The sequence below is a fragment of the Bordetella genomosp. 10 genome (assembly GCF_002261225.1).
In the GTDB taxonomy this organism is placed as follows: Bacteria; Pseudomonadota; Gammaproteobacteria; order Burkholderiales; family Burkholderiaceae_B; genus Bordetella_C.
The window spans coordinates 1,672,347-1,698,520 of record NZ_NEVM01000005.1 but is presented as its reverse complement, the minus strand read 5'-3'; the positions used below and the strand labels follow the sequence as shown (position 1 = coordinate 1,698,520).

Annotated in this window: 25 protein-coding genes and 1 pseudogene; 18 read left to right on the top strand and 8 right to left on the bottom strand. The window is 64.5% G+C overall.

Annotated elements, in window-relative coordinates; all coding sequences use genetic code 11:
* Positions 1-10: 10 nt before the first annotated feature.
* The 11 genes from CAL29_RS23685 (at position 11) to CAL29_RS32310 (ending at position 10,996) form a co-directional block, all read left to right on the top strand.
* A complete protein-coding gene (locus CAL29_RS23685; protein WP_094855400.1) occupies positions 11-916 on the top strand; it encodes a LysR family transcriptional regulator in 906 nt (301 codons plus the stop codon).
* A 96-nt stretch (positions 917-1,012) separates the two neighbouring features.
* Positions 1,013-2,257, top strand: coding sequence for an MFS transporter (locus CAL29_RS23680; RefSeq protein WP_256977694.1), 1,245 nt, complete (start codon positions 1,013-1,015; stop codon positions 2,255-2,257).
* Between the two features lie 239 nt (positions 2,258-2,496).
* Positions 2,497-3,903, top strand: coding sequence for a cytochrome ubiquinol oxidase subunit I (locus tag CAL29_RS23675; RefSeq protein WP_218831933.1), 1,407 nt, complete (start codon positions 2,497-2,499; stop codon positions 3,901-3,903).
* 24 nt (positions 3,904-3,927) lie between these two features.
* Entirely contained in the window at positions 3,928-4,932 is a 1,005-nt protein-coding gene (gene cydB / locus CAL29_RS23670; protein ID WP_094855398.1) for a cytochrome d ubiquinol oxidase subunit II, read from the top strand.
* The gene (locus CAL29_RS31405; RefSeq protein WP_179284156.1) at positions 4,932-5,051 is read left to right on the top strand and encodes a DUF2474 family protein; all 120 of its coding nucleotides are present in this window, start codon (positions 4,932-4,934) and stop codon (positions 5,049-5,051) included. Before cydB ends, CAL29_RS31405 begins: the two co-directional genes overlap by 1 nt.
* A gap of 96 nt (positions 5,052-5,147) precedes the next feature.
* Positions 5,148-5,582, top strand: coding sequence for a hypothetical protein (locus CAL29_RS31400; RefSeq protein WP_143277732.1), 435 nt, complete (start codon positions 5,148-5,150; stop codon positions 5,580-5,582).
* A gap of 122 nt (positions 5,583-5,704) precedes the next feature.
* Positions 5,705-7,786 (top strand): TonB-dependent copper receptor, encoded by a 2,082-nt coding sequence (locus tag CAL29_RS23665; protein WP_094855397.1) that lies wholly within the window; start codon positions 5,705-5,707, stop codon positions 7,784-7,786.
* Positions 7,787-7,878: 92 nt separating this feature from the next.
* A complete protein-coding gene (locus tag CAL29_RS23660) occupies positions 7,879-8,397 on the top strand; it encodes a copper chaperone PCu(A)C (protein ID WP_094855396.1) in 519 nt (172 codons plus the stop codon).
* Between the two features lie 205 nt (positions 8,398-8,602).
* Positions 8,603-8,848 carry a FeoA family protein gene (locus CAL29_RS23655; RefSeq protein WP_094855395.1) on the top strand — a complete coding sequence of 82 codons (246 nt, stop codon included), beginning with the start codon at positions 8,603-8,605 and terminating at the stop codon, positions 8,846-8,848.
* Positions 8,841-10,670, top strand: a complete 1,830-nt coding sequence (gene feoB / locus CAL29_RS23650; RefSeq protein ID WP_094855394.1) for a ferrous iron transporter B — start codon at positions 8,841-8,843, stop codon at positions 10,668-10,670. The genes CAL29_RS23655 and feoB overlap by 8 nt, the downstream gene beginning before the upstream one ends.
* On the top strand, positions 10,667-10,996 hold the full coding sequence (locus tag CAL29_RS32310) for a DUF6587 family protein (protein WP_373559805.1): 330 nt from the start codon (positions 10,667-10,669) through the stop codon (positions 10,994-10,996). Before feoB ends, CAL29_RS32310 begins: the two co-directional genes overlap by 4 nt.
* Before the next feature lie 107 nt (positions 10,997-11,103).
* Here CAL29_RS32310 and CAL29_RS23645 read toward each other — a convergent pair whose 3' ends face one another.
* From CAL29_RS23645 to CAL29_RS23625, 5 genes are all read right to left on the bottom strand, one after another.
* Entirely contained in the window at positions 11,104-12,741 is a 1,638-nt protein-coding gene (locus CAL29_RS23645; RefSeq protein ID WP_094855393.1) for a PepSY-associated TM helix domain-containing protein, read from the bottom strand.
* A 13-nt stretch (positions 12,742-12,754) separates the two neighbouring features.
* A complete protein-coding gene (locus tag CAL29_RS23640; protein ID WP_094855392.1) occupies positions 12,755-13,066 on the bottom strand; it encodes a hypothetical protein in 312 nt (103 codons plus the stop codon).
* A complete protein-coding gene (locus CAL29_RS23635; RefSeq protein WP_094855391.1) occupies positions 13,047-13,319 on the bottom strand; it encodes a hypothetical protein in 273 nt (90 codons plus the stop codon). The genes CAL29_RS23640 and CAL29_RS23635 overlap by 20 nt, the downstream gene beginning before the upstream one ends.
* Positions 13,320-13,385: 66 nt before the next feature.
* A complete protein-coding gene (locus CAL29_RS23630; RefSeq protein ID WP_179284155.1) occupies positions 13,386-15,485 on the bottom strand; it encodes a TonB-dependent receptor in 2,100 nt (699 codons plus the stop codon).
* A gap of 547 nt (positions 15,486-16,032) precedes the next feature.
* On the bottom strand, positions 16,033-17,379 hold the full coding sequence (locus CAL29_RS23625) for an Nramp family divalent metal transporter (protein WP_218831890.1): 1,347 nt from the start codon (positions 17,377-17,379) through the stop codon (positions 16,033-16,035).
* Positions 17,380-17,538: 159 nt separating this feature from the next.
* Between CAL29_RS23625 and mntR the strand changes: the two genes are divergently transcribed.
* The gene (mntR, locus tag CAL29_RS23620) at positions 17,539-18,000 is read left to right on the top strand and encodes a manganese-binding transcriptional regulator MntR (protein ID WP_179284154.1); all 462 of its coding nucleotides are present in this window, start codon (positions 17,539-17,541) and stop codon (positions 17,998-18,000) included.
* A 22-nt stretch (positions 18,001-18,022) separates the two neighbouring features.
* Here mntR and CAL29_RS23615 read toward each other — a convergent pair whose 3' ends face one another.
* The 3 genes from CAL29_RS23615 to CAL29_RS23605 are packed head-to-tail and all read right to left on the bottom strand — an operon-like array spanning position 18,023 to position 20,558.
* Positions 18,023-18,919, bottom strand: coding sequence for a metal ABC transporter solute-binding protein, Zn/Mn family (locus CAL29_RS23615; RefSeq protein WP_094856868.1), 897 nt, complete (start codon positions 18,917-18,919; stop codon positions 18,023-18,025).
* 17 nt (positions 18,920-18,936) lie between these two features.
* Positions 18,937-19,809: a metal ABC transporter permease gene (locus CAL29_RS23610; protein WP_094855387.1), complete on the bottom strand. Its 873-nt coding sequence runs from the start codon at positions 19,807-19,809 to the stop codon at positions 18,937-18,939.
* Positions 19,806-20,558: a metal ABC transporter ATP-binding protein gene (locus CAL29_RS23605; RefSeq protein ID WP_094855386.1), complete on the bottom strand. Its 753-nt coding sequence runs from the start codon at positions 20,556-20,558 to the stop codon at positions 19,806-19,808. Before CAL29_RS23605 ends, CAL29_RS23610 begins: the two co-directional genes overlap by 4 nt.
* A gap of 704 nt (positions 20,559-21,262) precedes the next feature.
* On the opposite strand from CAL29_RS23605, the pseudogene zigA reads away from it, so the two are divergent.
* The 6 genes and pseudogenes from zigA (at position 21,263) to CAL29_RS23570 (ending at position 26,173) form a co-directional block, all read left to right on the top strand.
* A pseudogene (gene zigA, locus CAL29_RS23595) lies at positions 21,263-22,475 on the top strand (zinc metallochaperone GTPase ZigA).
* 69 nt (positions 22,476-22,544) lie between these two features.
* Entirely contained in the window at positions 22,545-23,459 is a 915-nt protein-coding gene (gene folE2, locus CAL29_RS23590) for a GTP cyclohydrolase FolE2 (protein ID WP_094855384.1), read from the top strand.
* Entirely contained in the window at positions 23,456-23,920 is a 465-nt protein-coding gene (locus CAL29_RS23585) for a GTP-binding protein (RefSeq protein ID WP_094855383.1), read from the top strand. Before folE2 ends, CAL29_RS23585 begins: the two co-directional genes overlap by 4 nt.
* Positions 23,917-25,332 carry a cysteine--tRNA ligase gene (gene cysS, locus CAL29_RS23580; protein WP_094855382.1) on the top strand — a complete coding sequence of 472 codons (1,416 nt, stop codon included), beginning with the start codon at positions 23,917-23,919 and terminating at the stop codon, positions 25,330-25,332. The genes CAL29_RS23585 and cysS overlap by 4 nt, the downstream gene beginning before the upstream one ends.
* The gene (gene yidD / locus CAL29_RS23575; RefSeq protein WP_094855381.1) at positions 25,329-25,574 is read left to right on the top strand and encodes a membrane protein insertion efficiency factor YidD; all 246 of its coding nucleotides are present in this window, start codon (positions 25,329-25,331) and stop codon (positions 25,572-25,574) included. The genes cysS and yidD overlap by 4 nt, the downstream gene beginning before the upstream one ends.
* Entirely contained in the window at positions 25,568-26,173 is a 606-nt protein-coding gene (locus CAL29_RS23570; RefSeq protein WP_094855380.1) for a 6-pyruvoyl trahydropterin synthase family protein, read from the top strand. The genes yidD and CAL29_RS23570 overlap by 7 nt, the downstream gene beginning before the upstream one ends.
* The last annotated feature ends 1 nt before the right edge of the window (position 26,174 follow it).

The following is a 26,174-nucleotide window of genomic DNA, read 5'->3' as shown; positions in this document are numbered from 1 at the left end:
GAGCACACCCATGTCAGGCGAAAACCTCCGGGACATCCACGCGTTTCTCGCCGTGGCGCGCGAGCGCAGCTTCACCCGCGCCGCGGCCCAGCTCGGCGTTTCGCAATCGGCCCTGAGCCATGCCATACGCGGCCTGGAATCGCGGCTGGGGTTGCGCCTGCTGACGCGCACGACGCGCAGCGTCGCGCCGACGGAGGCCGGCGAGCGGCTGATCCAGAGCGTCGCCTCCCGCTTCGACGCGATCCAGGAAGAATTGGCCGCGTTCGGCGAACTGCGCGACAAGCCCGCCGGCACGGTCCGCATCACGACCTCGGACTTCGCCGCCAGGACGGTGCTGTGGCCCAAGCTGTCGAAGCTCCAGCCCGAATACCCGGACGTGAAGATCGAGATCGCGATCGATCCCGGCCTGGCCGACATCGTGGCCGAGCGCTATGACGCGGGCGTGCGCTTCGGCGACCAGATCGCCCGGGACATGACCGCCATCCGGATATCCCCGGACATACGCATGGCCATCGTCGGCGCGCCGTCCTACCTGGAAAAGCGTCCTGTGCCGAAGACGCCGGCGGACCTGACCCGGCATGACTGCATCAACATGCGTTTCTCGATCCGGGGCGGGGTGTATGCGTGGGAGCTGAGGAAGGGCAAGCGCAACCTGCAGGTGCGGGTCGACGGGCCATGGACCTTCAACTGCATCTACCCCGTGCTCGACGCGGCCCTGGCCGGTTTCGGCCTGGCGTACATGCCGGAGGAGCTGGCGCAACCTCACATCGAAGCCGGACGCCTGCGTTCCGTCCTCAAGGACTGGTGTCCCACCTTTCCCGGCCTGCACATCTTCTACGCCAGCCGCCGCCTATCCTCGCCGGCGCTGTCGCTGATCGTGGAAGCGCTGCGCTATCGGCGAACGCGCGGCGGCTGAGGGGCCGCGAAGATTGGAGAGCAAGATCCGGATATATCAGCGGCCGAGCCAGGCCTAGACTCGCGCCAGCAGTTCAGATCGAATCGGGAAGCAAAAGTGCCTGGCAATAATCCGGACATCACCATCCGCCATCTCTCCAACTCCAACCTGGCGGCCCAGTTCAGCGAGCAGATGGCGATCGCGGCCATCCCCATTCTCGCCGTCGTCGCCATGGGCGTTTCCGCGGAGCAGTCGGCCGCGCTGCAGGCCATCAATACGCTTCCTTTCCTGCTGCTGTCGATTCCGGCGGGGCTGCTGGCCGACCGGTGCCGGTGCAAGCAGCTCATGATCGCGACCGAACTGATCCGCGCGGCGGCGCTCTTCCTGCTATTCGCTTCGTTCCACGCCCATGTCCTGGGGCTGTATGGCCTGGCCGGCCTGGGCTTCGCGATCGCCACGGGAACCGTCGTCTACAGCGTCGCGGCGCCCGCGCTGGTCGCTACGATGGTCGAGACGGACAAGCTGCTGACAGCCAACCGCAGGCTGGAAATCGCCCGGAGCATTGCGTTCACCGCCGGCCCGTCGGTCGGCGGCATCCTGGCCGGCTGGGCCTCGGGGATATTCGCCTTCCTGGCCGCGTTCGTGCTTTCCATCGCCAGTGTCTGGTGCCTGGCGAAGCTGCCGGACGAAACGCGACAGCCGCCTTCCAACCGGCATCTTCTGCAAGAGTTGTCCGAGGGCATTCGCTTCATCGCGCGCAACCGCTACCTGCGCCCCATCGTCGCCACGGCCTTCGTGTTCAACACCTCCTGGTACCTGCTGCTGGCCATCTTCGCGTACTACGCGATCAACCGCTTGCAGTTCAGCGCGGCCGAAGTCGGGGCGGCGCTCGGCACGTACGGATTCGGCATGGTCGCGGGCGCATTCCTGTATCCCGTTGTCTCCCGTCGCCTGGGCTTCGGCCGGCAGATCCTGCTGGGGCCGGCGTGCGCGGCCATGGCGGCGCTTATGATGGCCGGCACGCTATTCTCGCCGCAACGCGCCATCGTCTTCGCGTCCTTCTTCCTCTTCGGCTTCGGGCCCATCGTCTGGACCATCTCCACCACCTCGCTGCGGCAGATCGTCACGCCCGGCGGGCTCGTTGCCCGGGTGTCGTCCGTCATCATGACCGCCACCTTCGGCGCGCGGCCGTTGGGCGCGGTACTGGGAGCCTGGCTGAGCGCCAGGTTTGGCGTCGCGAGCTGCCTGATCGGCGTGGCCATCGGCTTTGCGATCCAGTTGGGAATCATCGCCTTCTCCGCGCCATCGCGGCTGCGGTCTATCGACGTCCTCGGCCAGGACGCGAGCCCGGCCACGGCATGAAGTGACGGGCGCCGCGATATCGCCGATCATCGCAGGGCGTCATGCACGCCGCTTCGACACCCGATCGGCGCGACGAAGCTTGCGCATCGTCAATGTCGACCACGCTGAAATGTGTTTGGGACAATTTGTCCAATGGCTGGTCTTGTGCAAGGCAGCATAGAATTTCGACATGCCTCGAAGCGGTTTTCGATCGTTGTAGTCAGGCCGCGCGAGTGCCTTCATTCCTTTCGGATGTCATGATGTTCTCGCCTTCCGCCCTCGACCTGGCGCGTTTCCAGTTCGCGTTCACCGTCTCGTTCCATATCGTTTTCCCCGCCATCAGCATCGGCCTCGCGAGCTTCCTCGCCGTGCTGGAAGCCGCATGGCTGAAGACCCGGCGCGAGGTCTACAAGGAGATGTACTTCTTCTGGTCCAAGGTCTTCGCCTTGTCGTTCGGCCTGGGCGTGGTGTCCGGCGTGGTGATGAGCTATCAGTTCGGCACGAACTGGTCCGGCTTCGCCGATTTCGCCGGCGCGGTGACGGGACCGCTGTTGACCTATGAAGTCCTCACGGCGTTTTTCCTGGAGGCCGGGTTCCTGGGCATCATGCTCTTCGGCTGGCAACGTGTGGGCCCCAAGGCGCACTTTGGCGCCACGCTGATGGTCGCGGTCGGCACCCTCATTTCGATGTTCTGGATACTGTCGTCCAATAGCTGGATGCAGACCCCGCAAGGCGTGCGCATCGAGGCGGGACGCATCGTGCCGGAAGATTGGTGGCAGATCGTCTTCAACCCTTCCTTCCCTTACCGGCTGGCGCACATGGGGCTCGCCGCTTTCCTGGTCGCGGCGCTGATCGTCTGCGCCGGCTCGGCCTGGCATCTGCTGCGCAAGGGTAGTCGCGAGGCGGTGCGCCGGGCATTCTCGATGTCGCTCTGGCTGATCCTGGTGCTGGCGCCGCTGCAGATCGTCGTCGGCGACGCCCATGGCCTGAATACGCTCCAACACCAGCCCGCCAAGATCGCGGCCATCGAGGGACTGTGGGAAACCCATGAGAACGGCACGCCCTTGAACGTCTTCGGCATTCCGGACATGGCGCAGGAACGCACCAAATATGCGCTGGAAGTCCCCCACCTGGGCAGCCTGATCCTGACCCATAGCTGGGACGGCAAGATCGCGGGGCTCAAGTCGTTCGCGCCGGAGGACAGGCCCGATTCCACCATCGTCTTCTGGAGTTTCCGCATCATGGCCGGCCTGGGCACGCTGATGCTGCTGCTCGGCGTGGGCGGCGCGCTGCTGCGCCGCCGGCAGCGCCTGTATGAGTCGCGCTGGTTCCTGCGCTTCGCCGTGGCCATGGGACCGTCCGGGCTCATCGCCTTGCTGGCGGGGTGGGTGACCACCGAGGTCGGCCGCCAACCGTGGGTGGTGTACGGGCTGATGCGCACCGCCCAGGGCATCGGTCCCGTCGGCGTCCAGCAGCTCGGCGCCTCCCTGCTCCTGTTCGTCGTCGTGTATTTCGTCGTGTTCGGCGGCGGCATCTACTACCTGTTGAAGCTGCTCGCCAAGGGCCCGCAGCCGGTTGCGCCCCAGACCGGGCAGGGATCCGCGTATCCCCCCGCCCTGGCGCACGATACGCTGGCCGCCGCCATTCGGCCCGTCGCCGAAGGTTGATCGCGTTATCTGGAAATGGAAGCCATGAATATCGATTTGTCCACGACCTGGGCCGTCATCATCGCGCTCGGCGTATTCATCTACGTCGTCCTCGATGGCTTCGACCTCGGCATCGGCCTGCTGTATCCGCTGCTGCCCGCCGAGCAGGACAGGCAGCTCATGATGAACAGCGTCGCGCCCGTGTGGGACGGCAACGAGACCTGGATGGTGCTGGGCGGGGCAGGGCTGTACGCCGCCTTTCCGGCCGTCTATGGCGGACTGCTTTCCGCGACCTACGTGCCGCTCATCGTGATGCTGTGCGGACTGATTTTCCGCGGCGCCGCCTTCGAGCTGCGCGCCAAGGCGCATCGCACGCGCCATGCGTGGGACATCGCTTTCATGGGCGGCTCCGCGGTGGCCACTTTCTGCCAGGGGATGGTGCTGGGAACCTTGCTGCAAGGCATTCCGATGAACGGAGGCCGGTACGCGGGCAACGGCATGGAATGGCTTTCGCCCTTCAGCCTGTTCTGCGGCCTCGGCCTGTGCATAACCTATGCCTGCCTGGGATGCGGCTGGCTGCTGGGCAAGACCGAAGGCGAGTTGCAGCGCAAGCTCTACGCCGTCATGCGTCCGCTGGCGCTGCTGTTGCTCCTTGCCATCGGCATCGTCAGCCTGTGGACGATGGCCACGCAACCGCACGTGGCCGCGCGCTGGTTCGACGGCGCGAACCTGCCGTACTTCCTTCCCGTCCCGGTATTGCTGGCGCTGGCGGTCTGGGGCATCTTCCGCGCGGTTCGGCAGCGGCGCGATCGCCAGCCCTTCGCGTATGCGGTGGCCATCGTCTTCCTCGGCTTCAGCGGCCTGATGCTGAGCATCTTTCCCTATATCCTGCCGGGCGCCATGGACATATGGCAGGCATCGTCGCCGCGCTCCAGCCAGGCCTTCGCGCTGGTGGGCGTTGCCATCGTCCTGCCCGTCATCCTGGCCTATACCGCGTTGTCCTATTGGGTCTTCCGCGGCAAGGTCGCCGCCGGCGGAGGCTATCACTGATGCCGTCGCGTGTCCGTGGCCTTGCATGGATGATCGTGCTCTGGATGGGCGGCGTGGCCGCCGCCGGCATCCTGGCGCTGGCGTTCAAGCTGCTGATGCTGGGGGCCGTCAGGCTCTGATCTGTCAGACCTCGATTTCCCGAGTGTTGCGCCGGACGAGCGGCAGGAAGGGCCAATACATCATGAAATGGCCATGCTACTATCCGCGCATTCTTCATGGAAGAACGGACGATGGCGCTTATCGAAAGCCGATATGGATCACGCTTCGCGTTCGTCGCGGCGTTCCTGCTCGCCTTTCATGCCTGGGCCGCCGCATCGGCGCTGGGATCCGTGACGATCGCATCGTCCGGCTCCGGCTCGACCATCATCGTCTGCACTGCCAGCGGTCCCCGTGTGGTGACGCTGGATGCGGAGTCGTCGCCGAGTAGTAGGGCCAGCTCCGCCAACCCCCACGCCGGCATGTTGCCGCATTGCTGCGCGCCAGGATGCGCGATGCTCGGCGCCCCGGTATTGCCGGGCTTGTATCTGCTCGCCTGGGCCCTGCCGCCTCTTCCTGTCCCGCCATTCCGGGCGCAGCCTATCGCCGAGACACTGCCCAGCGATCTGCTTGCGCGATCGCCAGGACGGCCGCGCGGGCCCCCCGCGGCCTGATATTCCCGCTCCTTATCGAATCCGTCCATCCGGCACGCCGGCAGGACGGGCGTCCTGCATTGCGATCGCGTCCGTGCGTTGCCGCAAGCTTTGCGGCGTATGCACGCGCGCCCTGAACTCCCATGAAAAAAAACCAAACGACATTGCCGTTGGCCTGCGTCTATCTCGCGCTGGCCAGCGTATATCCCTGCCTCGCCCAGTCCCAATCGGCACCCTCCGCCCAAAGCCCGGACGACAGTGTGCGGACGATGGATCCCGTCGTCGTGACCGCGGTGGAGCCGAGTTCGCCGCTTACGTTCGTCACGGACCCGAAGCTGCCGCGCCAGCCCTTACCGGCAAGCGATGGCACCGATTACTTGAAGACCATTCCCGGGTTTTCGGCCATCCGCAACGGCGGGACCAATGGCGATCCCGTGCTCCGCGGCATGTTCGGCTCGCGGCTAAATGTATTGACCAATGGCACGTCCATGCCTGGCGCCTGCCCGTACCGCATGGATGCGCCGTCTTCGTACATCTCCCCGGAGAACTTCGACAGGTTGACCGTCATCAAGGGGCCGGAAACTGTGATCTGGGGCCCAGGCTCGTCCGCGGGCACGATCAAGTTCGACCGCGATACGCCTCGTTTTACCGAACCCGGTGTTCGTTTCGACGGAAGCCTGACCGCGGGATCCTTCGGCCGGAATGATCAGGCCGCCGACCTCACGGCGGGCAATGAGAAGTTCTATGTCCGCGTGACCGCCAACCACTCGCATTCCCAGGACTACAAGGACGGCAATGGCGATCGAGTGCCGTCGCGCTGGGACAAATGGAATACCGACGTGGCCGTCGGCTTTACCCCCGACGCGAATACGCTGCTCGAGCTGACCGCGGGCGCGGGCGACGGCGAGGCGCGCTACGCCGGGCGCAGCATGGACGGCTCGCAATTCAAGCGGGAAAGCGTCGGCTTGCGATTCGAGAAGAAGAATATAGGTACCGCGCTGGACAAGATCGAAGCCCAGATCTACTACAACCACGTCGACCACGTGATGGACAACTTCACGCTGCGTGCGCCCGACCCCATGAGCAGCATGCCGATGGCCATGGCCGCGGACGTCGATCGCGCGACATGGGGCGGCCGCTTCGCGACGACGTGGAATCTGGGAGAGCAGGTCAGCCTGGTCTCGGGCCTGGATTTCCAGTCCAGCCGCCATCGCTCCCGGGACGGCACCGATACGGACTCGTATCGCAACTATCCCTGGATCAAGGATGCGACCATGGACGACACGGGCCTGTTTGGCGAGCTCACCTGGCACGCGGCGGAGCGTCAGCGCGTCATCGGCGGCGCGCGCGTCGATTGGGCGCGCGCGAAGGATTTCCGTGCCGACGACGGATCGATGATGGCCATGCCCAATCCGACGCAGGGGGACCGCCGCACGGATACGCTGCCCAGCGGTTTCCTCCGCTACGAACAGGATCTCGCCGCGTTGCCCGCGACCTGGTATGTCGGGCTGGGGCATGTGGAGCGCTTCCCGGATTATTGGGAGTTGTTCTCGCCGGGTAGCGGTCCTGACGGATCCGTCAACGCATTCAGGGGCGTCAAGCCCGAGAAGACGACTCAGTTGGATTTCGGCGCGCAATACAAGACCGGGAAGCTGGATGCCTGGTTCTCGGGTTACGCCGGCTACGTGAAGGACTTCATCCTGTTCAAGTACTCGTCGGGCGGGATGATGGGCGACACCTCCCAGGCCGTGAACGTGGACGCCTATACCTTCGGCGGCGAGTTCGGGACCAGCTACAAGCTGGCGCCGGGATGGACCACGGGCGCCACGTTGGCCTACGCCTGGGCCAGGAACAGCAGCGACGGCAGGCCACTGCCGCAGATCCCGCCGCTGGAGGCGCGCCTGTCGGCCGCCTACGACGACGGCACCTGGTCGGCCGGCGTGCTCTGGCGCCTGGTCGCGCCGCAGAAGCGGTATGCGTTGAACGAGGGCAACGTCGTGGGCAAGGACTTCGGCCCGAGCGCCGGATTCGGCGTCTTGTCGCTCAATGGCGGCTATGCCTTCAACAAGAAGGTCAAGCTGACCCTGGGCGTCGACAATGTGCTGAACAAGGCCTACAGCGAGCATTTGAATCTCGCGGGGGATGCGGGTTTCGGGTATTCCGGCACGACCGCTGTCAACGAGCCGGGGCGCACCGTCTGGGCCCGGATCAGTGTGAGGTATTGATTTCCCCACCGCGCGCAAGCGCATGAAGCCGCCGCCGCCGCGAGGTCCGCGCCTGGCGCTGGCGGCGGCACTTTCGATAGAGGAGTTCCACCATGAAGATGAAGACACTCGTATCCGCCGCGCTGCTCTCCATCGCCGTGCTGCCCCTTGCGCATGCCGCCGATATGGCGGGAATGCAGCAGGGTTCCGGCCACGGTATCGCGATGCAGCCGGCAGCGGAAGCCACGCCGCCGGCCGGCGTCACGGCCAGCGATTGCTGGATCCGCTTGCTGCCCGCTGGCCTGCCCGCCGGCGGGTACCTGACGATCAGGAATGGCGGTGCGCGGACGGTGACCTTGACCGGCATACACGCCGACGCCTATGGCATGGCAATGCTGCACCAGACCACGACCGATAAGCAGAATCGCTCGACGATGGCCATGGTGCAGGGCCTCGACATCGCGCCGGGCCAGCAGCGCCGGTTTTCGCCGGGCGGCTATCACATCATGCTTGAAAAACCAGCGAAGACAGTCAAAGTGGGGGACGTCCTGCCCATATCGCTGCTGTTCAAGGGCGGGCAAAGCCTGAATGTGCAATGCAGCGTGAGGCCGGCGAACGCTACCAAGCCCTGACGTCGACAAGGCGCGGGTGGCTGCGGGAGTTCCCGTGGCGCCCGATCGAACCCTGGGCCGATGCCGCCGTTGGTCAGGGCTGCGTCGGCGCCTACGCGCCTTCGGTTCCGCGTTCACGGTAACAATTCTGTACGGAACCGAAATTCCGTCGCACTATCGAATCAGAAAGATTCCTATTCCTTTCGCCATGCCGCATTCTCAACCCATGTTTCTGTCCGATCTGCCCAAGGGCGCCTCCGCCATCGTGGATCACATCGTTCACCAAGGTAAGCAAGACGCCATCGGCCAGCGCCTGGCCGACCTGGGCTTCGTTGAAGGCGAGGCCGTGCGCGTGGCGGCATTCGGGCCGGTGGGCGCCGATCCCCTTTTGATCGTCATCGGTTCCACGCGCTTCGCATTGCGGCGCACGGAGGCCGCCCGCGTGGCCGTGCGTGAGGTGGTCCATGGCTGACACCGCCCTGCGCATCGCCCTGGTCGGCAATCCCAATTGCGGCAAGACGGCCCTGTTCAACTTGCTGACAGGCGGACGGCAGAAGGTGGCCAATTACGCCGGCGTGACGGTAGAGCGCAAGGAAGGGCGCTTCACCACGCCCGCCGGGCGGTTGACGCGGGTGCTGGACCTGCCGGGCACCTACAGCTTCGATGCCGCCAGTCCCGACGAGCAGATCACCCACAACGTGCTGGCCGGGCGCTACCCCGGCGAGGCGCGGCCGGATCTCATCGTCTTCGTGGCCGACGCGACCAACCTGCGCCTGCATTTGCGCCTGTTCCTGGAAGTCCGGCGGCTGGGCCTGCCGATGGTACTGACGCTGAACATGATGGACGCCGCGCGCGCCCGCGGCATTGCCATCGACGTCCCGGCGCTGCAGGCCCGCCTGGGCGTGCCCGTGGTGGAGACGGTCGCGGTGCGGCGCAACGGCGCGCGCGCCTTGATCGAGCGCCTCGATGCGCCGCCGCCCGCGGCGTCCCCGCGTGGCGAAGGCGGGCTAACGGACCCGCACGCCGAAGTCCGCGCGCTGCTCGCGGCTACGGTCCGCATGCCCCGGGCGACCTCGACGCTGGACGATACCCTGGACCGATGGGCCCTGCACCCGGTGTTCGGCCTGTTGATCCTGGCTGCCGTCATGTTCCTCGTCTTCCAGGCCGTGTACGCGGGCGGCAAGCCGGTTACCGACATGATCGGCGACGGCTTCGATTGGCTGGGCCAGACCGCCACGGCTTCCTTGCCGGACGGGCCGTTGAAGGAGTTGCTGGTCGACGGCATTTTCAGCGGCCTCGGCACCGTCTTGGGTTTTCTCCCGGAAATCCTGGTGCTGTTCTTTTTCATCCTGGTGCTGGAGGAGTCCGGCTACCTGCCGCGCGCGGCCTTCCTGCTGGACCGGGTGATGGTGTCGGTGGGCTTGACGGGCCGCGCCTTCATCCCGCTGTTGTCCAGCTTCGCCTGCGCCATCCCCAGCATCATCGGCTCGCGCAGCATTCCGGATCCGCGCGACCGGCTGGTCACCATCCTGGTCGCGCCGCTGATGACCTGCTCGGCGCGGTTGCCGGTCTACGCCTTGCTCATCGGCGCTTTCGTGCCGGAGCGCCGGATCCTGGGCGGCTTCAACCTGCAGGGGCTGGTGCTGTTCGCGCTCTATGCGGCGGGCATTGCCGGCGCGGCGGCGGTGGCGTATGCGGCCAAGCGCCTGCGGCGCGACCGGCGCGAGCATGCGTTGCTGATGGAGCTGCCTTCCTACCGGCTGCCCAAGCCGAGCAACCTGGCGATCGGGCTGTGGGAGCGCGGCTGGATCTTCCTGAAACGCCTGACCGGCGTCATCCTCGCGCTGACGGTGCTCATGTGGTTCATCTCGGCTTTTCCCGGGCCGCCCGCGGGCGCCACGGGGCCGGCGATCGAGTACAGCTTCGCCGGCTACCTGGGACGCTTCCTGCAACCCATCTTCGCCCCGCTCGGCTTCAACTGGCAGATCAGCCTGTCGCTCATTCCTGCTTTCGCCGCGCGCGAAACGGCGGTCGCCGCCCTGGCCACCGTCTACAGCGTGGCCGGCGATCAGACCGCCGGCCTGGCCACGACGCTGGCGGCGAATTTCTCGGTGGCCAGCGCGTTGTCCCTGATGGCGTGGTTCGCCTTCGCGCCCCAGTGCATGTCCACCCTGGCCGTGATCCGCCGCGAAACGGGCTCGTGGCGCAATGTCTGGATTTCCTTTGGCTACATGTTCGTGGTGGCTTACGTCGCGGCTTTCGTCACCTACCATGTGGCGAGGTGGCTGACATGAGCCTTGCCGGTCATGCCTCCGCGTCCTGGCAGTACGTCGTGCTGGCCCTTATCGTGCTGGCCAGCGCAATAAAGGTCTTGCGCAAGCTGGCGCCCCATCTGAGCACGCGCATGCAGGCTCGCGTCGCAACGGCATTGAGCCGGCCCGGGCGCCCCGGGGCCGTGCGCCGTTTCGGGATCTGGCTGAGGCCCCGGCAAGCGACGGGCAATTGCGGCGACGGTTGCGGGACTTGCGGCAGTTGCGGCTCCGCGGCCACGCCAGCGCCGGACGATGCCAGGCCGGTCGTCTTCCATGAGCGGAAAAGGCGCGGCGCCGCGCAACGATAAGGTCTGTGTCGGTCTAGCCTGGAATCGCATATTCCGTATCAGCGCAGGCGGGCCCATGCAGGCACGCTTAACCGGTGCCGAGGACAGCGAAACAAGCATCGATTCCGTTATGGGCGCCGTTGTCCTCCGGCTGCCCGTGGATGGAGGGACCAGACGGTGTCGCCCGGCGCTCGCTCGATCCGGCGTTGCGCAATGCGCGCCATCCAGGCGAAGCACAGCGCGCCCGCGAGCGCCGTGGCATCGACGCCCAAGGCCGCCGTCGACGTATCCGTCCAGGGTCCCGCGCCAGGCATCCACCAGCCGAGCAACGTCGTCAGCGGAATGCACAGCGTCAGCGCGCAGGCCAGCCACAGCAGATGCACCGAGGCGGCGGCCGCGCCGCGTCCGAAGGCCCACGCCACGCATCCGAAGAAGATGGCGTAGTAAATCAGTTGATGCCAGAACGCCAGGTCCTGCACGGAACCGTATAGCCATTTGCCGGCGGCGATGGTCAGGGAAATGCCGCAGACGCTGCCCAGGCAGACTCCCACGGTGGCCGCGGCCATCAGGCGGGTGTCCAGGCGTTGCGCCGGGGCCTCGACCTGATTGCGGGCGGCCCTGCGGCGGCGGCTTTCTATCCATAGCAGATTGCCGCTGTAGAACAGCCAGGCGCCCGCCATGCCAAGAAGAAAATACAGCCACGCCACCTCAACGCCGCCGAAAGAGGCCATATGCAAGGCGAAGAAGCTGCTGATGAAGAGGTTAGGGGTGTTTTGGCGTCCCGGCAGATAATCCGTGTTCAGGAGCTTGCCGCTATAGGGATCGAAGGCCGCGAAGCCGCCCATGGCGCGGGGTGACACCGCCGCCGTATCCTTGCCCCATACACGGACCACCGCGCGCGGCCCGGTGACCCCCTGGTACTGCAACATCGTCGGTTCCAGATCCGGCGCCACCGCATGGGCCGCCTGCAGCAACTGCGCCGGCGTCAGCATGGCCGCGGGATCGCGCCGCGGCGCGTCCGAGGCGCCGGCCGGCTGCCGCTGGAACGCCTGGCTCCACTTCCCCTGGTGGACGAGCTTGTCCTGTATGGCATAGATCTGGTCGTGATAAGCGAACACCACCGCCGTCAGCGCCATGACGATATGGAAAGGCAGGCTTACGATACCCACGACATTGTGCGCGTCCAGCCACATGCGCTTCAGGTTCTTGCCGATTCTCAAGGCGAAGAAGTCCTTGACCAGGGAGGGTAGAAGCACAACGACGCCCGATACCAGCGCGACGGTGTAGAGCGCGGCGATCACGCCCATCAGCCAGCGATTCGGGTCGGAGTCGGCCGGCAGGCCCACGACCCGGTGCAGGACATCGATGAAGCCGGCCAGCGGCGAGGGTTCTATTTCCCGCACGCGTGGCGCGCCGGTTGCGTCCAGCGCGGCTCCGAAGTGGCGGGTCCCCGAGTCGTCGTGGTCGTCGGCGTCCGGGGCCCGCACGTCCCATGCCATGCGCGCGAGCACGTGCTCTTCATCCTGCAAGTGGATGGCGAAGCCCTTGGCCGCCTCGGGCGCAATGGCCAGGGTCTTGACGATCAGGTCGTGGGCGGTCTCCAGGGGGGCGACGTCCGCCGCGGCCGGCGGCGTTGCCCAGCGCGTAAGCGGTTCCTTGAACACGGTAAGCGCGCCGGCATAGAAGGCAATGAATAGCGCCATGCCGCTGACGATTCCGGTCCAGGTATGAACCGATTTGTAGATGCGTACGTAATCCGTTCTCATGTCTCGGACGAAGCTATGTCATGCGCAGCAATAGCCACGCGCAGAAGGCGGCGGCATTGGCGCTGCCCAGCCATAGCCAGGCACGCGCGCCGCTGGTGAAGAAATACACCCCCGAGAGCGTGCCCAGCCAGATCGGCGGCACCATCCACATCATCAGTTGCCCCCGGATGGGCAAGGGCGTGTTCGCGGCAAATTGCGAATAAATGCCGCTCGCGGCCATCGCGAGAGTCAAGCCCAGCAACGTTCCCGCCAGCGTCTTGGAGACCCAGTCGCGCCGGATCGGCGCGGGCTTGCGGCGCACGGGTTCAGGGCTTTCTTCGCGCATGGCGGATCGCTCCCAGGTATGGCAGAACGGCGAATGCCAGCATCGCGGCTGTGACGAGCACGAAGGTCGCGGTTATCCCCTGGGCGTCTCGCGCGAGCGCCTGCCAGGCGATCGCCAGCAACAGGACGCCCGCAACACGTCCCGGCGTGCGCGGAAGCGGCTGGGCACGCCAGCGCTGGTTCTCCGACGCCAGGTAAATGCATGAACAGCCCGCGACGGTCGCGGCCAGGCCGGCAAGTGTGAAAAGTCCCATTTGGCGTAAATTCTCCCGCCGGGGCGCCGCCGCCGGGCGCGGCGGCGTTCCCCGGCGCCGACGGCATCAGAAATCAACGGTGACCGAGGCCATTACCGTGCGGCCGAGCCCGAGCGTGGCGATCGGCGTGGTGTCGCTGAACGACCCGGAGTAATAGTGCCGGTCGAATACGTTGTCGACGTTCAGGCGCAGAACGGTATTGCGGCCGAACAGCTTGGCCGCGTAACGGGCGCCCAGGTCAAGCGTCGCCCACCCGGGGATCTTCTGCGTATTCGCCACATCGAGATACTGGCTGGAGTTCGCCGTAATCCGGCTGCTCAACGTAACGCCGGGCACCCATATCGGATCCCATTCCACGCCCAGATTGGCTTGCCAGCGCGGCGCGCCCACTGCCCGGTTGCCATCATAGGCGCCATTGGCGGTCTTGGTTTGTACGCCTTGCGTGTACGTCGCGCCGCCCAGAACGCGTATGCCGCGCGAGAGTTCGCCGAACGAGTTCCATTCGATTCCGCGCATGCGTTTTTCCCCGCCGTCCGACGGCTCGTTGCCGTTGGTCATGATCAACGTGGGCTTGGTTATCTCGAAGAGACTAAGCGTGTTGGTGACGACGCCGGCATCCCATTTCACGCCGATTTCCTTCTGCTCGGTCTTGTAGGGCGAAAAGGTGCGGTTGAAGGCGTAGGTCGGCATGGAAACGCTGTCTCCCTTGCTCAATCCCTGCACATAGTTGGCATAGAGCGAGATGTCCGGTCCCCAGGGCTTGATCACGATGCCCACGGCCGGCGTCAACGCGCTCTTGTCGTAGGAACTGGTGACGGCGCCGGTCGCGCCGTAGTTCCTGGTTTCCACCCGCTGGTGCCGCGCGCCCAGCGTCAATCTCAGTTTGTCGTCCAGGAAGGACATCGTATCCACCAGCGCCAGGCTGGAAAGGGTATTCTCGGCGGTCTTGGGGGCATGCCCCGGAACAGCCGGCATTGCATGGTAGACCGGGTCGTAGATATTGGTCCTGAAGGACGACGTCGCGCTCGCCGAGCCGGAGTCGCTATCCAGGCGTGACGCCTGCAGCACGACGTCGTGGCGCACGCCGGCCGTATCGAAATTGAAGCGCAGGCCGGCCTCGGCCGAAACGTTGTCCTCATAGCCGCGTTGCGCGGTGGTCACCGAGTTGGAGCTGTCGCCATTGGCGTTGATGCTGCGCACATGCGAGCCGTTCACGAATCCCTTGTAATCGTGGTCGCGCACGCCGATACCCGCGAAGGCGGATACATGGGAATTGAAGACATATCCGGCGCGTCCGACGATGGCCTTGCTCTCCAGTTCGCCACGCGCGGCGGGAAACTGGTTCACCGAAGGGTCGGGGGCGTGCGGGATGTCGGTGGTGGCCATCCAGAACATGGCCGGGGTGCCGCCCCTGTACGATTCCTTGCTGTAATAGGTGTCGATGGACGCTGTCAGGCCGCCAGCGCGGTAATCGAACGCCGCCGATAGAAACTCGCGTTTCTTCGATTGGCCATCGAGGTCCGTGTCGCCGTCGCTGAACGCGCCGTTGATGCGGAGTCCCAGCGACTTGCCCGCGCCGAAGCGGCGCGCCAGATCGAAGCGGGTGCCGAACTGGCTATCGGATTGATAACCAACCGACACGCGGCTCAGCGGGTCTTCACCGGCGCGTTTGGGTACGAGGTTGATGGTGCCGCCCACGGCGCCGCTGGGCGCCATGCCGGAAAACAAGGCGTTGGGTCCCTTCAACACTTCCACGCGCTCGAACATCTCCAGCGGCGTGTGGCCGACCGGCAGCAGGCCATACATGCCGTTGAGCGCCAGGTCATTCTGGTTGACGTCGAAACCCCGTATCCGGAAGTTTTCATAGGCATGCCCGCTCGACGTGGTGAAGCGCACGGAAGGGTCGTTGGCGAGCACGTCGGCCAATGTCCGGGCCTGCTGGTTCTCGATCAGTTCGCTGGTGTAGCTGGTCACGTTGAAAGGGGTATCCATCACGTCCAGATTCCCCAGGATGCCCAGCCGCGCGCCTCGCGCGACCTGGCCGCCCGCATAGGTGCCTGGAAGCTCGTTGAGCGCGGCTTCGCCGGTGACGCTCACGGCGGGCATGACGACGGTATTGCGCCGGTCGAACTGCTCTTCGGTTGTCTGGGCCTGGGCGGCCGTCATCGATACGCCGCCGGCGACCACGGCATGGCAGGCCAGACGCAACGCCGCTGGCAGCGGAGGTATTTTCCCGGATGCACGCGTAGAAGGGGCGCCCGCGGGGGAGCGGCGGCGCGTGGACGGGCGCGCCGCGCGAGCGCGGCGCATGCCGGATATGGACATGACAGGTTTCCTCTTTCCCGGAGTGATTTTTCACTGGCCCATGTGCCGATCGGACTTCCCGGCGCCTTTCCCGCTTCTCGCGAGGGGAAAGGCAACTCTTCGGTCGGAATGGCAATGAGCCATGACGACGAGCGCGGCGCCGGGTCTTGTGATGCCCGGTCGCACGGTGTCGACGGCTGCCGGCCGCATGGCCTCGGCCCGATCTTTGTCCGGCGCGAGGTCAGCTAACTGACACCAGCCTGAGAATGATAAATAAAAATGATTTGCATTTCAATTAATGAATTGTGGAACCTTGCATTCTTGCAACGCGGACAGGGCCGAGCGTCAGGGCGCGCTTGCCACTGCGCCCGACGGGATGTGCCGCCGATTGGGGAAAGAGCCGCGGCGCTTATCCCGCGATGACGTCGATCAGCAGTTTGGCGTTGAGCACGACGATCACCGCCGCAATCGTCCAGGCGGCTATCGTTACTTTCCGCCCGGTGGCGAACGGCCCCATCAACTTCCGGTCCGAGACGAAGCGCACCAGCGGAATCACCGCGAAAGGCAGTTGCATGGATAGCACGACCTGGCTGAAGACAAGCAGTTTGGCGGTGCCGCTTTCGCCATACAGGCTGGTCACGACGATGACGGGGACGATGGCCACGCCGCGCGTGAGCAGCCGCCGCGCCCAGTCCGGGATGCGCAGGTTGAGAAATCCCTCCATGACGATCTGGCCCGCCAAGGTGGCCGTCACGGTGGAGTTCACGCCGGACGCCAGCAACGCGATCGCGAACAGCAGCGACGCGATGCCCACGCCGAGCATGGGCGACAGCAGATGATAGGCCTGCTCGATTTCCTCGACTTCGGTATGGCCCCCCTTATGGAAGACGGCCGCCGCCGTGATCAGGATGGCGGCGTTGACGAACAGCGCCAGCATGAGCGCTAGCGTGCTGTCCGTGACGGCCCACCGCAATCCCTCGCGCCGTCCCGCTTCCGTGCGCGGATAGTCCCGCGTCTGCACGATGGAGGAGTGGAGATAGAGATTGTGCGGCATGACCGTGGCCCCGATGATGCCGATAGCGATGTACAGCGCTACGGGGTCGGTCACGATGCGGGCTTGGGGGATGAACCCGCTCAATAGCTCCTTCATGTCAGGCTGCGCCAGTACGATCTGGACGCCGAAGCAGATGAAAATGATCAGCAGGAGCGCGATGACGAAGGCCTCCAGCCAGCGGAATCCGCGCTGCATGAGCAGCAGCACCACGAAGACGTCCAGCGCCGTCAGGATGGCGCCCAGCGTCAGGGGAATGCCGAACAGCAGGTTCAGCGCAATGGCGGTGCCGATGACCTCGGCCAGGTCGCAGGCAATGATGGCGACCTCGCACAAGGCCCAGAGCGTCAGGTTGATCGCTCTGGGATAGCGTGCGCGGCAGGCCTGGGCCAGGTCCATGCCGGTGGCGATGCCCAGGCGCGCGGCAAGCGCCTGCAGCAGGATGGCCATGAGATTGGACAGGAGAATCACCGACAGCAGGAGATAGCCGAAGCGCGATCCGCCGGCCAGGTCGGTGGCCCAGTTGCCGGGATCCATATAGCCCACCGACACCATGTAGCCCGGCCCCAGAAAGGCGAGCAGCCGCCGCCACCATGCGCCGCCGACCGGGAGACGCACGCTGGCGTTCATCGCCCCGAGACTGGGGCGGATGGCCATGTCTGCCGCTTGTGCCGGCCCGTTGCAGTCGGCGGGAGGGGTGCTCATGAATACCTCGTCAATTGGATCGCGTGAACGCCGGAGGGCATTGAATAATATAGCCAGTGCTATGTCATATAGCAATATCTATAAATCGACGGCTACACGCTACAATCCCGCGGACCCGCCTCTCCTCCAAGGCGGTAACGACGGATGCAAAGATTGCTTATGGCAACAGCCCCCAAACCCCCCGGGACCGCCTCCCCGCTTGTCGATGCTTCCCTGCATGCGCAGGGATTCCGGCAGGTCCGGCAGGCCCATCGGCTGGAGCTCGCCGAGGACTACGTGGAGCTGATTCACGATCTCATCGAGGATGCCGGCGAGGCGCGCCAGGTCGACATCGCGGCGCGCCTGGATGTGGCGCAGCCCACCGTCGCCAAGATGCTGAAGCGCCTGCGCACCCTGGGCCTGGTCGAGCAGAGGCTCTACCGGGGTGTTTCCCTGACGGAGGCGGGTGTTGCCATGGCCAAGGCGAGCAAGGAGCGGCATCAGGTATGCGAGGCATTCCTGGTTGCCGTCGGCGTCGCCCCGGATGTCGCCCATCGGGATGCCGAAGGGATCGAACACCATGTGAGCGACGAGACCCTGGCCGCGTTCCGCCGGTTCTTGCGCGCGAGCGAGTCCTGTTGAATGGAGGCGGGAGGCCCGGCGATCATTTCGTGATGGCTTTGACGATCTGTTCCGTATTGAATTGCATCAAGCGCTCATAAGTCGGCGCCGGGCCGGCGGCAGCCGACAATGCCTCCGGATAGAGCTCCCCGCCAGGCTGCGCTCCAGTGGCTTGGGCGATCTGTTTGACCAGGCGAGGATCATTCGAATTCTCGATGAAATAGACGCGTACCTGTTCTGCCTTGATCTGGTCGATAAGTTTTGCGACATCCGCCGCGGACGCTTCCGTTTCGGTGGAGAGTCCTTGAGGCGCCAGGAATTGCACGCCGTATTCCTTGCCGTAATAACCGAACGCGTCGTGACTGGTCAGCACCTTGCGCTGCCCGGCGGGAATGCTGGCGAATTTTGCGCGGATCGTCTGATCCAGCGCGCCAAGCCGCTCACGATACGCCGCGGCGTTTTTCCTGAATGCCGCCGCATCGTCCGGATCGGCCTTGGCCAATGCGGCTTCGATGTTGCTCACCCAGATCAGCACGTTGGGAATGCTGTTCCAGACATGAGGGTCCGTGACTACCTTGCCGTCCTCTTCCATGGTATGCGTCTTGATGCCCTCGGAGACGACGACGGGTTGTGTTTTGGCGCCTGACGCCTTGGCGAGCCGCTGGAACCATGTCTCCAGGCCTTCTCCGCTGACAAAGGTTACCGCCGCTTCGCGGATGGCCTTGGCGTCGGTGGGAGATGGCTCGAACTCGTGCGGATCGCCATTGGGCGGCACCAGGCTCTTGACGGCGACGTGGTCGCCGCCGACATTCTTCACCACATCGGCCAGTACCGTGAAACTGGCTACGACATCGATGGTTCTGGCCGCGGCCGCTTGCATGCCGGCCAGCAGGAGAACGGCGCAGCCGAGCGCGACACGAAAGAATGGCTTGGAACGCATGCAGACCTCGCTTTTCATCAGCCCGACAAGTGCGGGCGATTGAACCGTCGCATCAGCAGGCCCGAAGGCGCCGCCAGCAGCGACAAGACATAGATCGCGCTGGCCACGAGAATAATCGTGGGTCCAGACGCGAACTCCAGGCGGTAAGACAACAACAATCCCAGATAACCGGACAGAATCGCGACGAACGCCGCAATCGCCGCCATGGTGAACAGCGTTCTTCCCCAAAGTTGGGCGACCGCCGCGGGGAGCATCATCATCCCAACGGCCATGAGCGTTCCCAGCGTCTGGAATCCCGCGACAAGATTGATGACCAGGAGAAACAGGAACGTCAGGTGATACAGTGCGCCGTGTCCCTTTACCGAACGCAGGAATGCCGGGTCGAAGCACTCGGCGGCCAGCGGCCGATAGATCAGCGCCAACGCGATCAGCGTGAAGGATGTGATGCCTCCCACCATGAGGATGGCATCCCTGTCCACGGACAGGATCGTGCCGAACAAGACGTGCAGCAGGTCGATGTTCGAGCCGCGTAACGACACGATCAATACGCCCAGCGCCAATGAGGCGAGATAGAAGGTCGCGAAGCTGGCATCCTCTTTCAATACCGTCGTACGGCTCACCGCGCCGGATAGCATTGCGACGCTCAGCCCCGCGATTACGCCGCCCACCCCCATGGAGAACAGCGATAATCCTCCGGAAACAAGGAAGCCTATCGCCGCGCCGGGCAATACGGCATGGCTCATCGCATCGCCGACAAGGCTCATCCTGCGCAACATGAGCACCACACCGACGGGGCCCGCGCTCAGGCCGAGCGAGAGAGACGCCACCAGCGCCCGGCGCATGAACCCATATTCCAGGAAGGGCTGAATCGCAATGGCATAGAGGCTCACGCTTGCGCCTCCGATTCCTCGCAGACGCGCGCGCCGTTCTGCCAGGCCTCGGACAAGCCGCGGGCCCGCTGCAAATTGTCCTCGGTCATTACGTCCATGGTTTTTCCCCATGCGATGACGCGGCGCGAAATCAGCAAGGTCTCGGGAAAGTACGCGCGCACCTGGTCGAAGTCATGCAGCACGGCGATGACCGTCCGGCCGTCGCGATGCCACTGCCGCACAATGTCCAGCAGATCGCGCGTTGTCGCGTCATCGATGGCCGTGAAGGGTTCGTCCAGCAGCACAACCCGCGCGTCCTGAAGCAACAGTCTGGCAAAAAGAACGCGCTGCATCTGTCCGCCGGAAAGCGACCCGACACGGCGGCGCTCGAATCCCGCCAGCCCGACAGCGGCCAGCGCCCGCTCGGCCTGCCTGGCCGTTTCGGCCGTGACGCCGCGAAATGGCCCGATGCGGCGCCATGCACCCATGATGACGACATCGGCGACGCTCAAGGGAAATTGCCGTTCGATGCTTGTCACCTGGGGTAAATACCCAAAATCTTCCGGCGTCAGCGACCCGTAGTCGATTTCTCCTTCTACTTGCCCGCCTTCCCCGATCAGGGATTTCAGCAGGGTGGTTTTGCCGGCCCCATTGGGTCCCACGATGGCGGTCAGGCTGCCGCGCGCGAAAGTGCCCGACAAGTGATGCACGGCGGGATGCCGGTCATAGCTCAACGTCACGTCGGAGAAGCGAATGGCGTATTCATTCATGGCACGTCTATCGCCCAGGCAATGGCGAGCCACAGCGCCAGGAGGATAAGGGCCACCCAGGACAGGCGATACAGCGCTCCCCTGGCGATAGCGACGCGTTGGAAAACACGATGCCCGCTTGCCGCGGGCTGCGCGCGCGCTGATGTGCGAGAGTACCGAAACATATCCTGATCTGCGAGATTGCGGATTGCGTAGTTTGAATCTTGCGGCTGAGGTGGTTAAACTAATCGTTATGTTATAACATAACATAGTGAAATGCGAACTCAGTCACCTACGGATCGCGTCAAGCCGCTGACGGTAACCCAAGAAAGCATCCTGGATGCGTTGCGACAGGCGCGCCGCCCGCTCACCGCTTATGCGCTGCTTGAGTGCGTCCCTGTGGGCGGACCTCCTCAAATCTACCGTGCGCTCGATAAGCTGATGTCGCGGGGGCTTGTACGCCGGGTGGAGACCCTCAAGGCCTACGTTTGGTGCGAAAACACTTCACTCGGCCTGGGTTGTTGCGCCCTCGCTATCTGTCGTTCATGCGGTCATGTCGACGTCCTCGTAGATGACACGCTGGGAACTTGTGTGGGGGATTGGCTTGGTCGCGTGAACTTCTCGGCCGACAAGGCCGCTATTGAAGTTCTGGGGCTGTGTGCGGCGTGCTCAACCATTTCTGGAACTTAACACTCTCATCTGTCTTATTGAAGGCTTAAACGACCATGGACGCAGGCTCATCTCACTTGGCTGGCCAACAGTTGCCCGTCACTGTCTTGTCGGGTTTTCTGGGTGCCGGGAAAACGACACTGCTCAATCACATTCTCAACAACCGTGAGGGCCGTCGCGTTGCTGTCATCGTGAATGACATGTCGGAGGTCAACATCGACGCGGCGCTTGTCCGCGAGGGTGGGGCCGAGTTGTCCCGCACGGACGAGAAGCTCGTGGAGATGAGCAACGGCTGCATCTGTTGCACATTGCGCGAGGATCTTCTGATCGAAGTGAACCGCCTCGCCAAGGAAGGCAAGTTCGACCAGCTCGTCATCGAATCAACCGGTATCTCCGAACCGCTGCCTGTGGCCGAGACCTTCACCTTTGAAGGCGAGGATGGCCAGAGCCTGGGCGAAGTCGCTCGTCTGGACACCATGGTGACCGTGGTCGACGCCTTACTTCCTGCGTGACTACAGTTCCCGTGACAGCCTGCAAGAGCGCGGCGAATCGCTGGGTGAGGAAGATGAACGGACGGTGGTGGACTTGCTGATCGACCAGATCGAGTTCTGCGATGTCATCGTGCTGAACAAGGTCGATCTCATCAACGACGAGGAGCGTGAACGGTTAATGGCCGTTCTACACAAGCTCAATCCTCGGGCGCGAGTTGAAGTGGCCGAGTTTGGGAAAGTGCCGCTGGACCGTGTGCTGGATACGGGCCTCTTCGATTTCGACGCCGCGTCGAAGGCGCCAGGATGGTTGCGTGAGCTGCGCGGTCAGCACACGCCTGAAACCGAGGAATACGGTATCCGGAGTTTTGTCTACAAAGCCCGGCGGCCCTTTCATCCGGAGCGGTTTTTTTCGTTCGTCGAGAGCGAGTGGCCAGGCGTGGTGCGTTCCAAGGGCTATTTCTGGCTGGCGAGCCATCCCGAGATGGCGGGATCCTGGTCGCAAGCGGGCGCGGTGGCCCGTCATGGCGCGGCAGGTTATTGGTGGGCAGCGATGCCTCCCGAGCGCTGGCCGGAAGATCCCGAATACGTGGCGATGATACGCAAGAATTGGGTCGATGGTGTAGGCGACGCCCGCCAAGAGCTCGTCCTGATCGGCATGGACATGGACGAAGCGACGCTGCGCGCGCGCTTCGATGCCTGTCTGCTTAACGACGAAGAGATGGCCAAAGGGCCGCTGGTCTGGAAGACCTGGCACAACCCCTTCCCGAACTGGCCTTGATACCGCGGCATTCCCCGGACTCCGGACCGAGTTGGGGGCTGCCCCTCCAACACGATTCCGAGCATCAATGTGGATACCGTTCTACCCGACGTTTCGACCACCGAGCTTTCGCCCAGCCTGAGCGCCCTGGAATGGGTCGGGATGCAGGGTATCGATCTGCCTGTCACGGTGGCCGAGCCCGGCTACCGGCGCGCGCTGCACGCACGCGCCGACGTACAGGTGGACCTGCCCGCGCCGCACGTCAAGGGCATTCACATGTCCCGCCTATACCGCCTGCTGGATGGTTTGGCCGATCGGACCGACCTCACGCCGGTCTCGATTCACGAGGTGCTGCGCGCGATGGTGGTGAGTCACCACGATTGCGAGAGCCGCAGCGCACGGCTGACCCTGTCTTTCGACCTGCTGGTACGCCGGCCGGCCCTCGTATCGGAGGACCTGGCCGGGTGGAAGGCATATCCGGTGGAGATCCGCGCGACCTTGCGGCAGGGGCATTACGCGCTCGAAGCCCAGGTCACCGTGGCATATTCCTCGACGTGCCCATGTTCGGCGGCCTTGTCGCGGCAATTGGTGGAGCAGGCCTTTCTTGACACTTTTTCGGGTCGGGACCGCTTGGCGCCAGCCACGGTGGCTGCCTGGTTGCGCCAGAATGCCACGCTCGCCACGCCCCACAGCCAGCGCAGCCAGGCCTGCGTGACGGTCTGCGTGGCACCTGTTGCGCCAAACCTGGGGTTGCTTCCCCTGATCGACTGCATCGAGCAAGCGCTGAGTACCCCCGTGCAGACCGCGGTCAAGCGTGCCGACGAGCAGGCCTTCGCCGCGCTCAATGGCGGCAACCTGATGTTCGTCGAGGATGCCGCGCGCCGCATTCAGGCAGCGCTGCGCGGCCGCTTCGATCAGCCGCGCGTGCACGTGCGGCATCTGGAGAGCCTGCATCCGCATGACGCTGCCGCCTGGGCCGAAAACCCGGCAAGCGAGGCCCTATGAGTATGAGCACCCCTGTCGAACTGATTCCGGTCACGCTGCTGACGGGATTTCTGGGCAGCGGCAAGACCACGGTGCTGAACCATCTGGTGCAGCAGCCGGAACTGCCCCATCACCATGACGTCAATCGCCATGATGACCACATCCGCGCATTCTGCTTTTCCGTGGATGTTCCCATCCCGGAGGAGGTGTTTGCGGCGTGGTTGGAGGTGTCGATGAGCTTCGTGGGCGCCGACATCCTGCGCGTCAAAGGTATTTTGAATATCGAGGGCAGTGACCGGCCCGTCGTCATTCACGGCGTCCAGCATATTTTCCATCCGCCGGTCACGCTGCCCGCCTGGCCCAGCGATGACAAACGTTCCCGCTTGGTATTCATCACTCGGGATGTGGGGCGAGACGTGATCGAGGATTCGTTCCGGGCGTTCAGCCATGCGCTACCCAAGGCGTGGGAGGCGGTGGGATGAACACGGAAATCCGCCTTTACAACACCCTGGCCCACGCAAAGGAAGCGTTGCAGCCGGAACAGCCAGACCGGGTCACGATGTATGTCTGCGGCCCGACGGTCTATAACTACGCTCACCTCGGCAACGCCCGTCCCGCCGTGGTCTTCGACGTGTTGGCGCGCTTGCTGCGCCATGTCTACCCCCGCGTGGTGTACGCGCGCAACTTCACCGACGTCGACGACAAGATCAATGCGGCAGCGGCGGCATCTGGTGTGCCGATCGGCACGATCACGGCGCGCTACATCGACGCCTATCACGAGGACATGCAGGCCCTGGGCGTCCTGCCGCCGGACCTTGAACCCCGGGTGACGGAACACGTCCCGGCCATCATTGCCCTGATCCGGACCCTGATCGCCCGCGGGCACGCCTACGAAGCCCAGGGGCACGTCCTGTTCGATGTGTCGTCCTTCCCCGAATATGGCCGCCTGTCCGGGCGCCGGCCGCAGGACATGCTGGCCGGGGCGCGTGTCGAGGTGGCGCCCTATAAGCGTAACCCGCTGGACTTCGTCCTCTGGAAGCCGTCGACGCCCGAGCTGCCCGGCTGGGATAGCCCGTGGGGGCGCGGGCGGCCCGGCTGGCACATTGAGTGTTCGGCCATGATCGGCCAGCACCTGGGCCAGACGGTGGATATTCACGGGGGAGGCCAGGATCTGATCTTTCCGCATCACGAAAACGAGATCGCCCAGGGCTCCTGCGCGCACGGCACGGTGTATTGCAGAACCTGGGTCCACAACAGCTTCGTGACGGTCGACGGGCAGAAGATGTCCAAGTCGCTGGGCAACGTGCTGCTGGTGCGCGATCTATTGAAGCTCGCGCCCGGGGAAGCGATACGCCTGGCGCTGCTCTCCACGCACTACCGCCACCCCCTGGACTGGACCGACGACCGGCTGGCACAGGCTTGCCGCACGCTGCACCGCTTCTACCGTGCCCTGGACCGAGTCGCCCAATCGGAGGTAGCCCAGGGCATCGGGCCTGACGAGGGCGTGGTGGCGGCCTTGGCCAATGACCTGAATACGCCCGCGGCGCTGGCCCGTCTTCACCAGTTAGCCGCGGAGCTGGATCGCGCGCAGTCCAACGGCGCACGCATGTACGCGAAGGCTCAATTTCTGGCTTCCGGCGCATTGCTGGGCCTGGTGCAGCAGGATGCCGCGCAGATGGTGGCGGCGCTGCAGGGATTTCATGCCAGTCCAGCTTCCGACATCATCGACGCGGTATGGGTAGAGCGCTTGATCGCGGAACGTGCGCAAGCGCGTACCCAACGGGACTATGCGCGCGCCGACGCCTTGCGGCGCACCCTGGAGGACGCGGGCATCGTCCTGGAGGACACGGCGCAAGGGACGGCCTGGCGTGTGGGCGCGGAGGCGACGTTATGAGCCTTGCTCGCATGGTCATCTTGCTGATTCGCGCATACCAGCTCGGGCTCAGCCCCTGGCTGGGCAGGAATTGCCGATTCTCGCCATCGTGCTCCCAGTACGCCATCGAGGCCGTGCAGCAGCATGGTGTCCTTTGCGGGGTGTGGTTAGGTTTGCGCCGGATCGGTCGCTGCCATCCCTGGCATCCCGGCGGTTATGACCCCGTTCCGCCTGCTTCCGATGCGAGGAGGCGCACATGCTGATTCGCAAGCTGTTCAAGTTCGAGAACGCCCATATCGTGCGGGGTTGCAGCACGCGGCGTTGTTCCCATTCGGTCCACGGACATTCCTACAAGGTCGAGCTTCTGCTCGAAGCGCACGCACTGGATCGTGGCCAGATGGTCTATGACTTTGGCCTGCTCAAGCGTGGCGCGCGCGACCTGATCGACGCTTTCGATCACGCCGTCACCCTCTGGTCCGAGGACGATCCCGCCTATGTAGCCGCCATGCAGCAGCATTCCGAACGATGGATCGTCCTTCCGGTATCGCCCAGCGCCGAACAGTTTTCGCGGGTGATCTTCCGGCTGGTGGACGCCGTGCTGGCGCAGACGGACATGGCCAATGGGGAAGCAGACGTGGGGCTGCATTCGGTCATCGTGCACGAGACCGAGACCGGCTACGCGCAGTGTTTCCGCGAAGACGTCGAGAATCCGTACATGGGCACCATCGACTTGCGGGATATCACATTCTCGGCCGCCATCAGCCGGGAGTGGGGCGACCCTGACCTGTTCGAGCGGCTCAAGTTGGGAAAATTGCGGGCGCCTGCATCCCATGAATCGATATCGGACGCCGCAATCACATGAA

Coding starts and splice junctions, on each gene's coding strand:
- CAL29_RS23640 (WP_094855392.1), bottom strand. CDS start 13,066: ATGCGCGAAGAAAGCCCTGAACCCGTGCGCCGCAAGCCCGCGCCGATC.
- CAL29_RS23645 (WP_094855393.1), bottom strand. CDS start 12,741: ATGAGAACGGATTACGTACGCATCTACAAATCGGTTCATACCTGGACC.
- feoB (WP_094855394.1), top strand. CDS start 8,841: ATGGCTGACACCGCCCTGCGCATCGCCCTGGTCGGCAATCCCAATTGC.
- CAL29_RS23655 (WP_094855395.1), top strand. CDS start 8,603: ATGTTTCTGTCCGATCTGCCCAAGGGCGCCTCCGCCATCGTGGATCAC.
- CAL29_RS23630 (WP_179284155.1), bottom strand. CDS start 15,485: ATGACGGCCGCCCAGGCCCAGACAACCGAAGAGCAGTTCGACCGGCGC.
- yidD (WP_094855381.1), top strand. CDS start 25,329: ATGAGCCTTGCTCGCATGGTCATCTTGCTGATTCGCGCATACCAGCTC.
- CAL29_RS23585 (WP_094855383.1), top strand. CDS start 23,456: ATGAGTATGAGCACCCCTGTCGAACTGATTCCGGTCACGCTGCTGACG.
- CAL29_RS23570 (WP_094855380.1), top strand. CDS start 25,568: ATGCTGATTCGCAAGCTGTTCAAGTTCGAGAACGCCCATATCGTGCGG.
- CAL29_RS23675 (WP_218831933.1), top strand. CDS start 2,497: ATGTTCTCGCCTTCCGCCCTCGACCTGGCGCGTTTCCAGTTCGCGTTC.
- CAL29_RS23660 (WP_094855396.1), top strand. CDS start 7,879: ATGAAGATGAAGACACTCGTATCCGCCGCGCTGCTCTCCATCGCCGTG.
- mntR (WP_179284154.1), top strand. CDS start 17,539: ATGGCAACAGCCCCCAAACCCCCCGGGACCGCCTCCCCGCTTGTCGAT.
- CAL29_RS23615 (WP_094856868.1), bottom strand. CDS start 18,919: ATGCGTTCCAAGCCATTCTTTCGTGTCGCGCTCGGCTGCGCCGTTCTC.
- CAL29_RS32310 (WP_373559805.1), top strand. CDS start 10,667: ATGAGCCTTGCCGGTCATGCCTCCGCGTCCTGGCAGTACGTCGTGCTG.
- CAL29_RS23685 (WP_094855400.1), top strand. CDS start 11: ATGTCAGGCGAAAACCTCCGGGACATCCACGCGTTTCTCGCCGTGGCG.
- CAL29_RS23625 (WP_218831890.1), bottom strand. CDS start 17,379: ATGAGCACCCCTCCCGCCGACTGCAACGGGCCGGCACAAGCGGCAGAC.
- CAL29_RS23665 (WP_094855397.1), top strand. CDS start 5,705: ATGAAAAAAAACCAAACGACATTGCCGTTGGCCTGCGTCTATCTCGCG.
- CAL29_RS31405 (WP_179284156.1), top strand. CDS start 4,932: ATGCCGTCGCGTGTCCGTGGCCTTGCATGGATGATCGTGCTCTGGATG.
- CAL29_RS23605 (WP_094855386.1), bottom strand. CDS start 20,558: ATGAATGAATACGCCATTCGCTTCTCCGACGTGACGTTGAGCTATGAC.
- CAL29_RS23635 (WP_094855391.1), bottom strand. CDS start 13,319: ATGGGACTTTTCACACTTGCCGGCCTGGCCGCGACCGTCGCGGGCTGT.
- cysS (WP_094855382.1), top strand. CDS start 23,917: ATGAACACGGAAATCCGCCTTTACAACACCCTGGCCCACGCAAAGGAA.
- CAL29_RS31400 (WP_143277732.1), top strand. CDS start 5,148: ATGGAAGAACGGACGATGGCGCTTATCGAAAGCCGATATGGATCACGC.
- cydB (WP_094855398.1), top strand. CDS start 3,928: ATGAATATCGATTTGTCCACGACCTGGGCCGTCATCATCGCGCTCGGC.